Below are 14,572 nucleotides of genomic sequence, written 5' to 3'. Positions count from 1 at the left end.
CGCGCGAGGCCGAGCTGGCGCGCGAGGCCGCTCCCGTGCAGCCAGCCACGGCGCCGGCAGAGTCCGCCAAATTCGTCGCCCCGCGCCCGCCAGCAGCGGGCGAGGATGGCACCCCGCCGGCCTTCACCGGCTCATGGCCGGTGCTGGCCGCCGGCCTGCCCTTGAAGGGCCTGGCACAGCAGCTGGCCTACCAGAGCGAACTGACCCAGGTGGTCGGGCGCACCTTCCACCTGCGCATCCCGGTCGCGGCCCTGGGCGAGAACGGCGTGTCCGAGCGGCTGCAGCAGGCGCTGTGCGACCACTTCGGCGAGCCGGTGCGCGTGGTCTGCGAGGTGGGCGGGGTTTCCATCACCGCGGCGGCGGCCGATGCCGAGGCGCGCGCCGAGCGCCAGCGCCAGGCCGAGGCCGTGATCGAGGCCGATCCCTTTGTCCAGGGCCTGCTGCGCGATTTTGGCGGCCAGATCGTGCCGGGCTCGATCCAGCCGCGCGCTGCCTGATCCGCAGCCTGCGTTTGCTTTACCGAACTACTTCACCGAATTTTTTACCGAATCCAGGAGCATTCCATCATGATGAAAGGTCAACTCGCCGGGCTGATGAAGCAAGCCCAGCAGATGCAGGAAAACATGAAGAAGATGCAGGAGCAGCTGGCTCTGATCGAGGTCGAGGGCCAGTCCGGCGCCGGTCTCGTCAAGGTGGTCATGACCTGCAAGAACGACGTCAAGCGCGTAACCATCGACCCCAGCCTGCTGGCCGAGGGCGAAGACAAGGACCTGCTGGAAGACCTGGTCGCCGCCGCCTTCAATGACGCCGTGCGCAAGGCCGAAGCCACCTCGCAGGAAAAGATGGGCTCGATGACCTCGGGCCTGCCGCTGCCCCCGGGCTTCAAGCTGCCGTTCTGAACGCCACTGTGAAGGCATCGTCCCCGACCTCGCTGCAGGCACTGGTCGAAGCGCTGCGGGTGCTGCCCGGCGTCGGGCCCAAGTCCGCCCAGCGCATGGCCTACCACCTGCTGCAGCACGACCGCGAGGGCGCGCGCAAGCTGGGCGATGCACTGCGCGGCGCGGCGGACCATATCCGCCATTGCCAGCGCTGCAACACCTTCACCGAGCAGGAGATCTGCGCGACCTGCCTGGACGACCGCCGCGACGCCTCGCTGCTGTGCGTGGTGGAAACCCCGGCCGACCAGGTCATGATCGAGCAGACCCTGACCTACCGCGGCAAGTACTTCGTGCTGATGGGCCGGCTCTCGCCGCTGGACGGCATCGGCCCACGCGAGATCCATCTTGACCGGCTGCTCGCACGCGCCACCGAGCCCGAGCTGGGCGGCCCGGTCGGCGAAGTCATCGTCGCCACCAACTTCACCAGCGAAGGCGAGGCCACCGCGCACTACATCGGCGAAATGCTCAAGGCGCGCGGCCTCAAGGTGTCGCGCCTGGCGCGCGGCGTACCGGTGGGCGGCGAGCTGGAATACGTCGATGCCGGCACCATCGCGCGCGCGGTGATGGACCGCCGCAACCTCTGAGCACGATCGCGCGGGGCTGGAACGCCAACGCGCCCGCGCACCCATCACCGGATTCCTCCGCTTCCCTGCCTGCCCCATGAACCTGGCCCGCTTCGATCTCGTCACGCTTGGCTTGTTCGTCGCCGTGGCCCGGCAGGGCAGCATCTCGGCCGGCGCGCGCCAGTCGCACCTGGCCGTGGCCGCCGCCAGCAAGCGCATCTCCGACCTGGAAACCGCGGTCGGCGCGCCGCTGTTCTTCCGCCATGCCGCTGGCGTGCAGCTGACCGAGGCCGGCCAGGCCTGCTTCCACCATGCGCTGACCATCCTGCAGGACGTGGAACGCATGGCCGGCGTGATGTCGGACTACGCCTCGGGCGTGCGCGGGCAGGTGCGGGTGTGCGCCAACACCTCGGCGATCACGCAGTTCCTGCCCGACGACCTGGCGTCGTTCATGCAGCGCCATCCCACCATCCGCATCGAGCTGGAAGAGCAGAACAGCCGCGACATCGTCGCCGCGCTGGTCGAGAACCGCGCCGACGTGGGCATCTTTGCCGACCGCACCCCCGCGGCCGGGCTGATGACGATCGAGTACCGGCAGGACGAGCTGGTCATCATCACGCCGCCCAATCACCCGCTGGCCGCGCGCGGCCCGGTGCACTATGCCGATACGCTGGAATTCGACTTCGTCAGCCTGCCGCAGGAAACCTCGCTGGCCGCGCGGCTGCTGGAAGAGAGCAGCCGGCTGGACCGGCCGTTCCGGCTGCGCATCCAGGTGCGCAGCTTCGATGCCATGTGCCGCATGGTGATGGCCGGCCTGGGCGTGGGCGTGCTGCCGCGCATCGCGGCCGAGCCGCACGTCAAGTCGATGGGGCTGTCGCTGGTGTCGCTGCAGGACGCCTGGGCGCGCCGCTCGCTGCTGATAGGGTTGCGCGACCCGGCCGGGCTGACCGTCTCCGCGCGCTTGCTGATCACCCACCTGTGCGGGGACCGAGCGCCGTTCTGACGCGCGCTTCCTAGGGGTTTCCCAGGGCCTTTCGCGTTCCGAGAAAGCCCGCTTCTCCGATTGCCGATTCCTGGCAGGCACCCTGCTGGGGCACACTCCGTCCGAACGCAATGTATGGCACGCCAGTCATTGGCCTTGCCGCACTGCAACAAGACAGCCGCATCGCACGGAGACACCCCATGGCGCAACAGATCCTCGAGGGCATTCGCGTCCTCGAACTCGGACAACTCATCGCCGGCCCCTTTGCCGCCAAGACCCTGGCCGACTTTGGCGCCCACATCATCAAGGTGGAGCCGCCGGGGCAGGGCGACCCGCTGCGCAAATGGCGCATGCTGCATGAAGGCACCTCGGTCTGGTGGGAGGCGCAGTCGCGCAACAAGGAGTCGATCTGCATCGACCTGCGCCAGCCGGAAGGCCAGGCACTGGTGCGCAAGCTGGCCGCCGAAGCCGACGTGCTGATCGAGAACTTCCGCCCCGGCACCATGGAGAAGTGGGGCCTGGGCTGGGACGTGCTGCATGCCGACAACCCGCGCCTGATCATGCTGCGCGTGTCGGGCTACGGCCAGACCGGGCCGAAGAAGGATGAGCCCGGCTTTGCCGCCGTGGCCGAAGCCATGGCCGGCCTGCGCCACCTGACCGGCGAGCCCGGCCGCGCGCCGGTGCGCGCCGGCCTGTCGCTGGGCGACACCATCGCCGGCCTGCACGGCGCCATGGGCGTGCTGCTGGCGCTGTACCAGCGCGACGCGCGCGGCGGCGAAGGCCAGGTCATCGACGTGGCGCTGTACGAGTCGCTGTTCAACCTGAGCGAAAGCCTGTTGCCGGAATACTCGGCCTTCGGCGCGGTGCGGCAGCCCGCCGGCGGCGCGCTGCCGGGGATCGCGCCGTCCAACGCCTACCCCTGCGCCAGCGGCGAATACGTGCTGGTGGCGGCCAATGGCGATGCCATCTTCAAGCGCATGATGCTGGCCATCGGCCGGCCCGACCTGGCCGACGATCCGTCGCTGGCACAGAACGATGGCCGCGTGAAACGCGTCGACGAGATCGATGCCGCCATCGCCGACTGGACCCGCACGCAGACCGTGGACTCGGCGCTGGCGCTGCTGCGCGACGCGCAGGTGCCGTCGGGCCGCATCTATACCGTCAAGGACATTGCCGAAGACCCGCACTACCGTGCCCGCGGCGTGATCGAGTCGGTGACCTCGGCCGGCGGGCTCACGGTGGAAGTGCCGGGCGTGGTGCCCAAGCTGTCGGCCAGCCCGGGGGAAATCCATGACCGCGCGCCGACGCTGGGCGAGCATACCGATGCAGTGCTGAAGCAGGCAGGCTTCGATGACGCCGCCATCGCCGACCTGCGCACGCGCAAGGTGATCGCATGAGCGCCGCCGCCAAGCTGCGCGGCCCGGCACGCGTCGAGATCAATGAAGTCGCGCCGCGCGACGGCCTGCAGATCGAGCCGGTGGTGGTGCCGACCGACGCCAAGGTCGCCTTTCTCGACGCGCTGTCGGCCTGCGGCTTTGCCCGCATCGAAGCCACCTCTTTCACCTCGGCCCGCGCCATCCCGGCGCTGGCCGATGCCGAGGCGCTGATGCACCGCATGCAGCGCCACCCGGGCGTGCGCTACACCGCGCTGGTGCCCAACCTGCGCGGGCTGGAGCGCGCGCTGTCGTGCCGGCCGGACGAGGTCAACCTGGTGATGTCGGCCAGCGAGACGCACAACCGCGCCAACCTGCGCATGACTCGCCAGCAGTCGCAGGACCAGCTGCTGGCGATGATCGAGGCGGCGGGCGCCGCCGGTGTGCCGGTCAACGTGTCGCTGTCGACCGTGTTCGGCTGTCCGTTCGAGGGCGAGGTCGACAGCGCCGCGGTGATGGCACTGGGCACCCGTTTCGCCGAAGCCGGCGCGGCCGGCATCACGCTGTGCGACACCACCGGCATGGCGTACCCGAACCAGGTTGCGGCGCTGTGCGAGGCCTTCCAGGTCGCGCTGCCCGATACCGGCCTGACCATCCACCTGCACAACACCCGCGGCATGGGCCTGGCCAATGCCCTGGCTGCCTGGCAGACCGGCGTGACGCGCTTCGACGCGGCCGCCGGCGGCCTGGGCGGCTGCCCGTACGCCCCCGGAGCCAGCGGCAACGTCAGCACCGAAGACCTGGTCCATATGTTCGGCTGCATGGGCGTCGAGACCGGCGTCGACCTGGGCGCGCTGCTCGACGTGGTGGCCGGCATGCCGGCGCTGGTCGGGCGCGACATCCACAGCCAGCTGCTGAGCGCCGGCCCGCGCCTGCGCACGCACCAGCCGCCGGCCTGGATGGCGGAGCATTTCGCCGGGCAGGCATAGCCGGCACCCAGACAAGAACAACACATCCAACAGATAACGGAGACCCTCATGAAGCAAGCCCTTCAACGCAAGTCCGCCATGCCCGCACGGCGCAAGGCCGTAGCCGCCACGCTGGCGGCACTCGGCGTGGCATGGTTCGCGCCCGTCGCCCTGGCGCAGGACGGTACCTATCCCACCCGGCCGGTGACGCTGGTGGTATCGGCCGCGGCCGGTGGCACCACCGACATCGCGGCGCGCATGATTGCGGAACCGCTGTCCAAGGCGCTGGGCCAGCCGGTGGTGGTGGACAACCGTCCCGGCGGCAACGGCAGCATCGCCGCGCAGCTGGTGGCGCGGGCCAAGCCGGACGGCTACACGCTGATGCTGCAGTACTCGGGCTTCCACGTGATCACGCCGCTGCTGGTCAAGAACCTGTCGTGGGACCCCGTCAAGGACTTTGCGCCGGTGGCCAACATCCTGTCGGCGCCGCAGGTGCTGGTGGTGCGCCCGAGCCTGCCGGTCAAGTCGCTGAAGGAACTGGTGGCCTACGCCAAGGCCAACCCGGACAAGCTCAACTACGCCTCGTCGGGCAACGGCTCGCTGCAGCACGTGTCCACCGAGCTGCTGAACCAGATGGCCGGCACCCATATCACCCACGTGCCCTACAAGGGCACCGGCCCGGCCATGACCGACCTGCTGGGCGGCTCGGTGGACCTGACCATCACCACGCCGCCGCCGCTGATGGCCCATATCGCCGCCGGCAAGCTGCGTCCGCTGGTGGTGACCAGCAAGACCCGCCTGCCCAGCCTGAAGGACGTGCCGTCGGCGCCTGAGGCCGGCTACCCCGATCTGGACGTGTCGTCATGGTTTGCGATGTACGCACCGGCCGGCACGCCCAAGCCGGTGATCGACAAGCTGACAGGCGAGATCGACAAGATCATGCGCACCGAAGCCTTCCGCAAGAAGGCCGAGGACCTGGGCGCCGAGGCCAAGTACATGAACCCGCAGCAACTGGGGCAGTACCAGAAGGCGGAACTGGCGCGCTGGGCCAAGGTGATCAAGTCCGCCGACATCCACGCGGAATGATGGCGCGGGCTGCGGCAAGGTGATCGAAAGATAAGGGCGTTATGCTGGCGGGTTTGCTAGGTGTTGATACCGATGCGGTGCATCGCACCGTCCGGTAGCATCGCAATTTGCCGCACCGCGGCGCGCCCCCTTCGAGCGCATGTCGCCGTAGCGCCAGTCCACACGGGTAGGAGATCTCGCATGTATAACAAGAAATTCTGGAAGCAATTCCTGATCGCGCTGGCGCTGTTCCTGGCCGGCTGGTTCACCTTCGGCCAGGCGCAGGCGCAGGGCAAGCCCGAGAAGACCAAGGTCACCATCGCGGTGGGCGGCAAGAACCTGTTCTATTACCTGCCGCTGACCATTGCCGAGCGCCTCGGCTACTTCAAGGAAGAAGGGCTGGACGTAGAGATCGTCGACTTCGCCGGCGGCGCCAAGGCGCTGCAGGCCGTGGTGGGCGGCAGCGCCGACGTGGTCTCGGGCGCCTACGAGCACACCATCAACCTGCAGGCCAAGGGCCAGCGCTACCAGGAATTCGTTTTGCAGGGCCGCGCCCCGCAGATCGTGCTGGTGGTGTCGAACAAGACCATGCCCAACTTCAAGTCGATCGCCGACCTGAAGGGCAAGAAGATCGGCGTGACCGCGCCGGGCTCGTCGACCAACATGATGGCCAACTTCGTGCTGGCCAAGGCCGGCCTGAAGCCGTCGGACGTGTCGTTCATCGGCGTGGGCGCCAGCGCCGGTGCGGTGGCGGCGATGCGTTCAGGCCAGATCGACGCGATGGCCAACCTGGACCCGGTGGTGTCGATGCTGACGCAGAAGAACGAAGTGCGCATCGCCTCGGACACCCGCACGCTCAAGGACACCCAGGCCGTGTTCGGCGGCAACATGCCGTCGGGCTGCCTGTATGCGTCGCAGGCGTTTATCCAGCAGAACCCCAACACCACGCAGGCGCTGACCAATGCCATGGTGCGCGCGCTCAAGTGGCTGCAGAAGGCGGGCCCGTCGGACATCGTCAAGACCGTGCCGGAAAGCTACCTGCTGGGTGACCGCGCGCTGTACCTGGCCGCGTGGGAAAAGGTCAAGGAAGCGATCTCGCCGGACGGCACCATGCCGGCCGACGGCCCGCGCACCGCGTTCAACGCGCTGAGCCAGTTCGACGCCGAGCTCAAGGGCAAGCCGGTCAAGCTGGAAGAGACCTACACCAACGCCTTCGTGCAGAAGGCCAACGCCAAGTACAAATAAGACCCTCGCCGTCGATGCCATCGGCCCGCTGTCCGCAGCGGGCCTTTGCTTTGAAACCTTGACGGCCAATCCATCATCACCCGCCCGCGCCGCGCCCCCCGGCGCCGCCACGGCGGGACCGAGACGGTTCACCATGAGCACTCCCGCACTTTCCCTCGACAAGGTCACCTGCACCTTTGTCTCGCGCGATGACCGCAGCCAGCGCTATACCGCGGTCCAGGACGTCACGCTGTCGATCCAGCCCGGCGAATTTGTTTCCGTGGTCGGTCCGACCGGCTGCGGCAAATCCACGCTGCTGAACGTTGGCGCCGGCCTGCTGGAGCCTTCCAGCGGCGAGATTCGCGTGTTCGGCGAGGCGCTGCGCGGTATCAACCGGCGCGCCGGCTATATGTTCCAGACCGAGGCGCTGATGCCGTGGCGCAGCGCGCTCGACAACGTCGTCGCCGGCCTGGAGTTCCGCGGCGTGGCGCGCGCCGAGGCCGTGCAGCAGGGCGAGGAATGGCTGCGCCGCGTGGGCCTGGGCGGCTTTGGCGACCGCTACCCGCACCAGCTCTCGGGCGGCATGCGCAAGCGTGTCGCGCTGGCGCAGACGCTGGTGCTGGACCCGGACATCATCCTGATGGACGAACCGTTCTCGGCACTGGATATCCAGACCCGCCAGCTGATGGAGAACGAGGTGCTGGAGCTGTGGGCCGCAAAGCGCAAGGCCGTGCTCTTCATCACCCACGACCTGGACGAGGCCATTGCCATGAGCGACCGCGTGGTGGTGCTCTCGGCCGGCCCCGGCACGCACCCGATCGGCGAGTTCGAGATCGACCTGCCGCGCCCGCGCGACGTGGCCGAGATCCGCAACCATCCGCGTTTTGTCGAACTGCACGCCGCGATCTGGGACGTGCTGCGCGAGGAAGTGCTCAAGGGCTATGCCCAGCAGCGCAAGGTGGCCTGAGCCCTCCAACCTAACAAGACCTGAATCCCGATGGCATTCCGTACTGATTCCAATGGCATGCTGCGCGTCTGGCAGCTGCTCGTCCTGGTGGTGATCCTCGGCGTGTGGCATATGGCCACGCGCTCGCAGCAGGTTGCCTTTTTCTTTGGTGAGCCGCTGATGGTGGCGCAGCGCATCTGGAGCTGGTTTATCGTCGAGCGCGATATCTACCTGCACCTGGGCGTGACGCTGATTGAAACCGTGCTGGCCTTCGGCATCGGCACGGTGGCGGGGCTTGGCGTGGGCCTGTGGCTGGCGCTGAGCCCGCTGACCTCAGCCATCCTTGACCCCTACGTCAAGGCCATGAACTCGATGCCGCGCGTGATCCTGGCACCGATCTTCGCGGTCTGGTTCGGCCTGGGCATCTGGTCGAAGGTGGCGCTGGCGGTGACGCTGGTGTTCTTCATCGTCTTCTTCAACGTCTACCAGGGCGTCAAGGAAGTGAGCCCGGTGGTGCTGGCCAACGCGCGCATGCTGGGCGCAAACCAGAAGCAGCTGCTGCGTCATGTCTACCTGCCCAGCGCCACCAGCTGGGTGTTCTCGTCGCTGCATACCTCGGTGGGCCTGGCCTTCGTGGGCGCCGTGGTGGGCGAGTACCTGGGCTCGGCGCGCGGCGTGGGCTACCTGATCCTGCAGGCCGAAGGCACCTTCGATATCAACACCGTGTTTGCCGGCATCGTGGTGCTGACGGCGTTTGCGCTGGTGCTGGACTGGATGGTCGGCATGGGTGAGAAGCGGCTGATGAAGTGGCAGCCGCAGAGCGGGGAGACGGAGAAGCTTTGAACTGAAGCGCCGAAGCGAAGGGAAGGGCGGCTGCGGCCGCCCTTTTGCTTTGCCGGCAGCGCTCAGTCTGCGGCGCCTGCCTCAGGCGTATCAAAGCAGACCGATGCGGTCAGCCCGCCTCCCGGCGTATCCCCCAGCACCACCGCTGCACCATGCAGCCGCGCGATCTCGCGCACGATCGACAGCCCCAGCCCGGTGCCTTCCACGGCCCGCCCGCTCTCGCCGCGATAGAAGCGCCGGAACACGGCATCGCGCTCTGCCGGCGCAATGCCGGCGCCGTTATCGATCACCTGCAGTCGCGGTACGCCGCCGTCCAGCGCCACGCGCACCGTGACCACGGCGCCATGTCCTGCAAAGCGGATCGCATTGTCGATCAGGTTGCCCGTCAATTCCTGCAGCAGCTCGGCCTGCCCGGCAACCTCCACTGGCCCTTCCTGCTCGAAGCCCAGGTCGACCTCGCTGCCGCGCGCCACCGGCGCCCAGTCCAGTGCCACGCCTTGCGCCAGCGCATCGAGCCGCAGCGGCCTGAGCGTGGGCATATAGCCGGCATCAGGCTCCAGCCGCGACAGCGACAGCAGCTGCTGCACGCCCTTGGAGGCATGGCGCACGGTGCCGTGCAGCAGTCGCATATGCTCGCGCACGCGTTCGCCGTCGCGCTCGCGCAGCGCCAGCTCGGACTGCGCCTGGATGATCGCCAGCGGCGTCTTGAGCTGGTGCGCGGCATCGGCGAAGAAGCGCTTGCGCGCCTGCACCATGCCGTGGAGCCGGTCCATGTACTGGTTCAGCGCCTGCACCAGCGGCTTCATCTCGGCGGGCAGGTCCTTCTGCTCGATCGGGTCAAGCTGCGTGCCGCGTCGCGCTACCGTGTCGGAGAGCCGGTTCAGCGGCCGCAGCCCGCGCCGCACGCCGAGCCAGACGATGCCCAGCGCCAGCGTCACCAGCATCAGTTCCTGCAGCAGCGAGCCGATCAGGATGTCGCGTGCCAGCAGCTGGCGCGGCTCGATGGTCTCGCCCACCAGCACCCACACCAGCCGCGTGCGCGCCGAGCCCACGTCGTGCACCGGCAGCGCCTGGGCCGCCATGCGCAGCGGGTGCTCGCGGAAGACGGTGTCGTAGAACTCGGTGCGGTACAGCCGCAGCGGCACCTCGGCCGGCATCGGCAGGTCGTCGTAGCCGGTCACGGTGGCGCCGTCCTCGTCGCGGATGCGGTAGAAGACGCGCGGGCCGGCCTGGTCGTCGAAGAGTTCCAGCGCCAGGTTGGGCACGTCGACCTGGAGCCGCCCCTCGCGCAGGCGGATGCCTTCGCGCATCGCGCGCAGCGACGCCTCCAGCGTGCGGTCGAAGGCGATATGCGCGGCCGACATGGCGCGCTCATAGGTCAGCCACGCATCGAAGGCGAGCAGGCCCATCAGCGGCAGCAGCAGCCACAGCGACAGCTGCAGGCGCAGGCTGGGCGCCTGTCGTCGGAGCTTCATGCCACCGGCCGCGCTTCGAGCAGGTAGCCCAGCCCGCGCAGCGTGACGATGGCCACGCCGCTGCCGTCGAGCTTCTTGCGCAGCCGGTGCACGTAGATCTCGATCGCATCCGGGTTGACCGATTCGTCGATGCCGAAGATCTTCTCCGACAGCGCTGCCTTGTTCACCGCGCGGCCATCGCGCAGCAGCAGCACCTCCAGCACGGCGCGTTCGCGCCCGGTCAGCGGCAGCAGCTCGCCGTGCAGCAGGACGGCACGGCTGACGCTGTCGTAGTGCAGCGCGCCGCAGGCGATCTGCGTGCTCTCATGCCCGTGGGCACGGCGGATCAGCGCGCGGGCGCGCGCTTCCAGTTCGGACAGGTCGAAGGGCTTGGCCAGGTAGTCGTCGGCGCCCAGGTCCAGGCCGCGCACGCGGTCTTCGACCGAGCCGTGCGCGGTCAGGATCAGCACCGGCAGCGGATTGCGGCGCTGGCGCAGGCGGCGCAGCACTTCCAGACCGTCCAGTCCGGGCAGGCCCAGGTCCAGGATCAGCAGCGCGTAGTCCTGCGTGCTGAGCAGGTTGTCGGCGCTGCGGCCGTCGTGCATGCAGTCGACCGTGAAGCCGGCCTGGCCCAGGGCCTGGCTCAGGGAATTGGCCAGCATCACATTGTCTTCGGCAAGCAGGATACGCATGGGGCAGGGCAGTCAGGCGGCAATACAGAAAAACGGCCGGAACGGCCGAGGCCAGACAGATACAGGGAAGCGCGCCCGCTTTGAAGCTAGGGAAACCACCAACCCCGCAGCGGCGCCGTGCCCGCGAAAAGCCTGCATTCCGAAAGCGAACTGAAAGTGCGCGTCCCCTACCATCCGGCCGGCTAACGATTCACACAACAAGCACAAGCAAGGAGATAGCATGAAGCGTACGGCAATGGCATTTGCAGCGATGGGTCTGGCTGCAGCCGGGTCGGCATCCGCCCAATCGAGCGTGACCATGTATGGCCTGGTGGACGCCGGCATCGAATATGTCAGCCACGCGGGCCCGGACGGCTCGGCGGTCAAGCTGACCTCGGGCGGCAAGAACACCTCGCGCTGGGGCATCCGCGGCAGCGAAGACCTGGGCGGCGGCCTGAAGGCGATCTTCGCCCTGGAAAGCGGCATCGCCATCGACACCGGCAGGCTGGACACCGACAACACGCTGTTCGACCGCCGTGCCACGGTGGGCCTGGCAAGCCGCTACGGCCAGGTGGTGCTGGGCCGCACCTTCACCACGACCTACGACTTCATGCTGCCGTTCGACCCGATGGGCTACGCGCCGGCCTATTCGTGGGCCACCTCGTCGACCGCGACCGGCGGCCGCAAGGACGGCCTGTTCTCGCGCGCCTCGAACGCGGTCCGCTATGACGGCAGCTTCGGCGGCCTGAAGCTGGGCGCGACCGTGGCCATGGGCGAAGTGGCGGGGGACTTCAAGAGCTCGTCCAAGTACGCGCTGGGGGTGGGCTACAGCGCCGGCAAGTTTGCCGCGGCCGCCACCTGGGACCGCCAGAACGGCGCCGGCAGCAGCACCACGCCGGCCGACAGCACCGACTACATCCAGGGCATCCATGCCGGCGCCAGCTATGATTTCGGCGACCTGAAGCTGTTTGCCGGCTACCGCAACTACAAGCGCACCTTCACCACCGGCGCGGCAACGGACCGCAGCGACATGTACTGGGGCGGCGCCAGCTATGACTTCACGCCGGCCTTCACGCTGTACGGCGCGGTCTATAAGCAGAACATCAAGGGCGGCAACAATGCCGACCCGATCCTGTTCTCGCTGCGCGGCCAGTACGCGCTGTCCAAGCGCACGGCGGCCTACCTGTCGGTGGGCTATGCCGATGCGCGCAACGGGCAGAACGTCAGCGTCTCGCGCGACCTGGTCGGCTTCGCCAACAACCAGACCGGCGTCATGGCCGGCCTGCAGCATCGCTTCTGAGGGTAGGGCGGCCTGAATGGCCGGAATGGCCTCATTGGCCTGTTGGGAACTGCCTGCCGCCTGGCGCATGGGTGTGCGCCATCCAGGGCGGCTGGCAGCTTGAGGCGCGTTGCCTCAGCCGGGCGCAGGGTGTAGCCGCACGCCTTGCGCCCTTCTTTTACCGGCGTGCGTGCCGCTCAGGGCACGATCACGATCTTGCCGGTGACCTTGCGCGCTTCCATGTCCTTGAGCGCCTGCGGGGCCTGCTCCAGCGGATAGCGCGCCGAGATATGCGGGCGGATCTTGCCTTCCTTCATCCAGCCCAGCATCTGCGCCATATTGGCCTGGTTGGCCTTGGGCTCGCGCCGCACGAAGTCGCCCCAGAACACGCCCACCAGCGAGGCGCCCTTGAGCAGCGCCAGGTTCAGCGGCAGCTTGGGGATCTCGCCATTGGCAAAACCCACCACCAGGTAGCGGCCGCGCCAGCCGATCGAACGGAAGGCCGGTTCGGCATAGATGCCGCCCACCGGGTCGTAGATCACGTCCGGGCCCTTGCCGTCGGTCAGCGCCTTGATGCGCTCGCGCAGGTCTTCGGTGCTGTAGTTGATCAGCGCATCGGCGCCGTGCTCCTTGCACACCGCCAGCTTCTCGTCGGTCGAGGCCGCGGCGATCACGCGCGCGCCGATGGCCTTGCCGATCTCGATCGCCGCCAGGCCCACGCCGCCGGCCGCGCCCAGCACCAGCATGGTCTGGCCGGCCTTCAGTTCGCCCCGGTCGATGACCGCGTGGTGCGAGGTGCCGTAGGTCAGCGTGAAGGCCGCCGCGGTCTCGAAGTCGATGCCGGGCGGCATCGGCACCACCGACGCCGCCGGCGCCTTGGCCTGGCTGGCGAACGCGCCATTGCCCAGGTAGGCGATCACCTTGTCGCCGGGCTTGACGTGGGTGACGCCTTCGCCCACCGCATTGACCACGCCGGCCAGCTCCGAGCCCGGGCTGAACGGCAGGGCAGGCTTGGCCTGGTATTTGTTCTGGATGATGAGCACATCCGGGAAGTTGACGGCGGCCGCCTTGACGTCGATGACCACTTCGCCCCTGGCCGGTACCAGGTCGGGCAGGGTTTCGATGGTCAGCGAATCGGGCGGGCCCCAGGCTTTGCACAGTACGGCTTTCATCTTGTCTCCGGTGATGTTGGTGGCATTTCACGCCAGTCAAGCTTATGCGGGCGGGCAGGGCAAGTGTAGCGTAGAAATAGCACGGTCGTTCTGTTCAATGTCCAAGCTATGGAGGTGGTTATTTGCGGCCTGCATACAGCGCCAGAAACGTGCTTTCAGGGCGGCGCACGGGCCGCTTGCGCGCGCGCGCTCAGGTACAATCGCGCCATGCATATCCTTCTCGCCAACGACGACGGTTATCTCGCGCCGGGACTGGCCGTTTTGCATGCCGCGCTCGCGCCGCTGGGCCGGATCACGGTCATTGCGCCGGAGCAGAACCATAGCGGTGCCTCCAACTCCCTGACCCTGCAGCGGCCGCTGTCGATCTACGAAGCGCGCGAAGGCGTGCAAAAAGGTTTTCGCTTCGTCAACGGAACGCCGACCGACTGCGTGCATATCGCGCTGACGGGCCTGCTGGAAGAAAAACCCGACCTGGTGGTGTCCGGCATCAACCAAGGACAGAACATGGGCGAAGACGTGCTGTATTCCGGCACCGTCGCCGCCGCCATCGAGGGCTACCTGCTGGGCATTCCGTCGGTCGCCTTCTCTCAGGTGGACAAGGGCTGGGAGCACCTGGACGCCGCGGCACGCGTGGCGCGCACCGTGGTGGAGCGCATCATCGGCACGCCGCCGGCCGAGCCGTTCCTGCTCAACGTCAATATCCCGAACCTGCCGTTCGAACATATCAAGGGCTACCGCGCCACGCGCCTGGGCAAGCGCCATCCGTCGCAGCCGGTGATCACGCAGGTCAATCCGCGCGGCGACACCAACTACTGGATCGGCCCGGCGGGCGATGCGCGCGATGCCAGCGAGGGTACCGATTTCCATGCAACCGCGGCGGGCTATGTCTCGCTCACGCCGTTGCAGCTCGACCTGACGCACCGCGGGCAGCTCGACGCGCTCGACCAGTGGTTGAAGTAGGCCACCGATCCGCAGTGTCGCGCCCCCGATGAGCTCCACGCCCCCTCGCAACAAGTTTCCGCTGCCGCTCGATGCGGTAGTCGAGCGCAAGCCCGCACCGGCCCGCACCGCCGGCATGCCTGCCGTGGGCACGC

The 14,572-nt window shown here is 68.0% G+C and carries 15 protein-coding genes and 1 pseudogene; 13 read left to right on the top strand and 3 right to left on the bottom strand.

Annotated elements, in window-relative coordinates; all coding sequences use genetic code 11:
- The 10 genes from CF68_RS31910 to CF68_RS31865 form a co-directional block, all read left to right on the top strand.
- Positions 1–497: DNA polymerase III subunit gamma/tau C-terminal domain-containing protein (locus CF68_RS31910; protein WP_035826933.1), on the top strand; the 497-nt coding region annotated here is incomplete at its 5' end.
- A gap of 69 nt (positions 498–566) precedes the next feature.
- Positions 567–899 carry a YbaB/EbfC family nucleoid-associated protein gene (locus CF68_RS31905; RefSeq protein WP_013957243.1) on the top strand — a complete coding sequence of 111 codons (333 nt, stop codon included), beginning with the start codon at positions 567–569 and terminating at the stop codon, positions 897–899.
- 8 nt (positions 900–907) lie between these two features.
- Positions 908–1,522, top strand: coding sequence for a recombination mediator RecR (gene recR, locus CF68_RS31900; protein WP_013957242.1), 615 nt, complete (start codon positions 908–910; stop codon positions 1,520–1,522).
- A gap of 76 nt (positions 1,523–1,598) precedes the next feature.
- Positions 1,599–2,504 (top strand): LysR substrate-binding domain-containing protein, encoded by a 906-nt coding sequence (locus CF68_RS31895; RefSeq protein ID WP_010814256.1) that lies wholly within the window; start codon positions 1,599–1,601, stop codon positions 2,502–2,504.
- 179 nt (positions 2,505–2,683) lie between these two features.
- Positions 2,684–3,880, top strand: a complete 1,197-nt coding sequence (locus CF68_RS31890; RefSeq protein WP_035826931.1) for a CaiB/BaiF CoA-transferase family protein — start codon at positions 2,684–2,686, stop codon at positions 3,878–3,880.
- Positions 3,877–4,845 carry a hydroxymethylglutaryl-CoA lyase gene (locus CF68_RS31885; protein ID WP_035826929.1) on the top strand — a complete coding sequence of 323 codons (969 nt, stop codon included), beginning with the start codon at positions 3,877–3,879 and terminating at the stop codon, positions 4,843–4,845. The genes CF68_RS31890 and CF68_RS31885 overlap by 4 nt, the downstream gene beginning before the upstream one ends.
- A 48-nt stretch (positions 4,846–4,893) precedes the next feature.
- Positions 4,894–5,910 (top strand): tripartite tricarboxylate transporter substrate binding protein, encoded by a 1,017-nt coding sequence (locus tag CF68_RS31880; RefSeq protein ID WP_051591784.1) that lies wholly within the window; start codon positions 4,894–4,896, stop codon positions 5,908–5,910.
- 180 nt (positions 5,911–6,090) lie between these two features.
- Entirely contained in the window at positions 6,091–7,134 is a 1,044-nt protein-coding gene (locus CF68_RS31875; RefSeq protein ID WP_035826927.1) for an ABC transporter substrate-binding protein, read from the top strand.
- A 133-nt stretch (positions 7,135–7,267) separates the two neighbouring features.
- Positions 7,268–8,080 (top strand): ABC transporter ATP-binding protein, encoded by an 813-nt coding sequence (locus tag CF68_RS31870; protein WP_035826925.1) that lies wholly within the window; start codon positions 7,268–7,270, stop codon positions 8,078–8,080.
- A 30-nt stretch (positions 8,081–8,110) separates the two neighbouring features.
- Positions 8,111–8,902: an ABC transporter permease gene (locus CF68_RS31865; protein ID WP_035826922.1), complete on the top strand. Its 792-nt coding sequence runs from the start codon at positions 8,111–8,113 to the stop codon at positions 8,900–8,902.
- Between the two features lie 62 nt (positions 8,903–8,964).
- Here the strand turns inward: CF68_RS31865 and CF68_RS31860 are convergent, their stop codons facing one another.
- Both CF68_RS31860 and CF68_RS31855 read right to left on the bottom strand, forming a co-directional pair.
- The gene (locus CF68_RS31860) at positions 8,965–10,377 is read right to left on the bottom strand and encodes a sensor histidine kinase (protein ID WP_035826921.1); all 1,413 of its coding nucleotides are present in this window, start codon (positions 10,375–10,377) and stop codon (positions 8,965–8,967) included.
- Positions 10,374–11,048, bottom strand: coding sequence for a response regulator (locus CF68_RS31855; RefSeq protein ID WP_035826919.1), 675 nt, complete (start codon positions 11,046–11,048; stop codon positions 10,374–10,376). The genes CF68_RS31860 and CF68_RS31855 overlap by 4 nt, the downstream gene beginning before the upstream one ends.
- Before the next feature lie 220 nt (positions 11,049–11,268).
- Between CF68_RS31855 and CF68_RS31850 the strand changes: the two genes are divergently transcribed.
- Complete coding sequence (locus CF68_RS31850) at positions 11,269–12,327, top strand: porin (protein ID WP_035826918.1); 1,059 nt, start codon at positions 11,269–11,271, stop codon at positions 12,325–12,327.
- Positions 12,328–12,503: 176 nt separating this feature from the next.
- Here CF68_RS31850 and CF68_RS31845 read toward each other — a convergent pair whose 3' ends face one another.
- On the bottom strand, positions 12,504–13,478 hold the full coding sequence (locus CF68_RS31845) for an NADPH:quinone oxidoreductase family protein (protein WP_035826915.1): 975 nt from the start codon (positions 13,476–13,478) through the stop codon (positions 12,504–12,506).
- Between the two features lie 207 nt (positions 13,479–13,685).
- Here CF68_RS31845 and surE point away from each other — a divergent pair, with 207 nt between their 5' ends.
- Together surE and CF68_RS39265 are read left to right on the top strand one after the other, a co-directional pair.
- Complete coding sequence (gene surE, locus CF68_RS31840) at positions 13,686–14,438, top strand: 5'/3'-nucleotidase SurE (protein ID WP_035826912.1); 753 nt, start codon at positions 13,686–13,688, stop codon at positions 14,436–14,438.
- A gap of 28 nt (positions 14,439–14,466) precedes the next feature.
- A pseudogene (locus CF68_RS39265) lies at positions 14,467–14,572 on the top strand (protein-L-isoaspartate O-methyltransferase); the annotation flags it as partial.

The organism is Cupriavidus sp. SK-4 (assembly GCF_000611125.1).
In the GTDB taxonomy this organism is placed as follows: Bacteria; Pseudomonadota; Gammaproteobacteria; order Burkholderiales; family Burkholderiaceae; genus Cupriavidus; species Cupriavidus necator.
The sequence above is the reverse complement of the archived record's forward strand: the minus strand, read 5'-3'. Positions and strand labels throughout refer to the sequence as shown.

Excerpts from the sequence above, each read along its gene's own strand:
- CF68_RS31905 (WP_013957243.1), top strand. The coding sequence starts at position 567 with ATGATGAAAGGTCAACTCGCCGGGCTGATGAAGCAAGCCCAGCAGATG.
- CF68_RS31895 (WP_010814256.1), top strand. The coding sequence starts at position 1,599 with ATGAACCTGGCCCGCTTCGATCTCGTCACGCTTGGCTTGTTCGTCGCC.
- CF68_RS31890 (WP_035826931.1), top strand. The coding sequence starts at position 2,684 with ATGGCGCAACAGATCCTCGAGGGCATTCGCGTCCTCGAACTCGGACAA.
- CF68_RS31885 (WP_035826929.1), top strand. The coding sequence starts at position 3,877 with ATGAGCGCCGCCGCCAAGCTGCGCGGCCCGGCACGCGTCGAGATCAAT.
- CF68_RS31880 (WP_051591784.1), top strand. The coding sequence starts at position 4,894 with ATGAAGCAAGCCCTTCAACGCAAGTCCGCCATGCCCGCACGGCGCAAG.
- CF68_RS31875 (WP_035826927.1), top strand. The coding sequence starts at position 6,091 with ATGTATAACAAGAAATTCTGGAAGCAATTCCTGATCGCGCTGGCGCTG.
- CF68_RS31870 (WP_035826925.1), top strand. The coding sequence starts at position 7,268 with ATGAGCACTCCCGCACTTTCCCTCGACAAGGTCACCTGCACCTTTGTC.
- CF68_RS31865 (WP_035826922.1), top strand. The coding sequence starts at position 8,111 with ATGGCATTCCGTACTGATTCCAATGGCATGCTGCGCGTCTGGCAGCTG.
- CF68_RS31860 (WP_035826921.1), bottom strand. The coding sequence starts at position 10,377 with ATGAAGCTCCGACGACAGGCGCCCAGCCTGCGCCTGCAGCTGTCGCTG.
- CF68_RS31855 (WP_035826919.1), bottom strand. The coding sequence starts at position 11,048 with ATGCGTATCCTGCTTGCCGAAGACAATGTGATGCTGGCCAATTCCCTG.
- CF68_RS31850 (WP_035826918.1), top strand. The coding sequence starts at position 11,269 with ATGAAGCGTACGGCAATGGCATTTGCAGCGATGGGTCTGGCTGCAGCC.
- CF68_RS31845 (WP_035826915.1), bottom strand. The coding sequence starts at position 13,478 with ATGAAAGCCGTACTGTGCAAAGCCTGGGGCCCGCCCGATTCGCTGACC.
- surE (WP_035826912.1), top strand. The coding sequence starts at position 13,686 with ATGCATATCCTTCTCGCCAACGACGACGGTTATCTCGCGCCGGGACTG.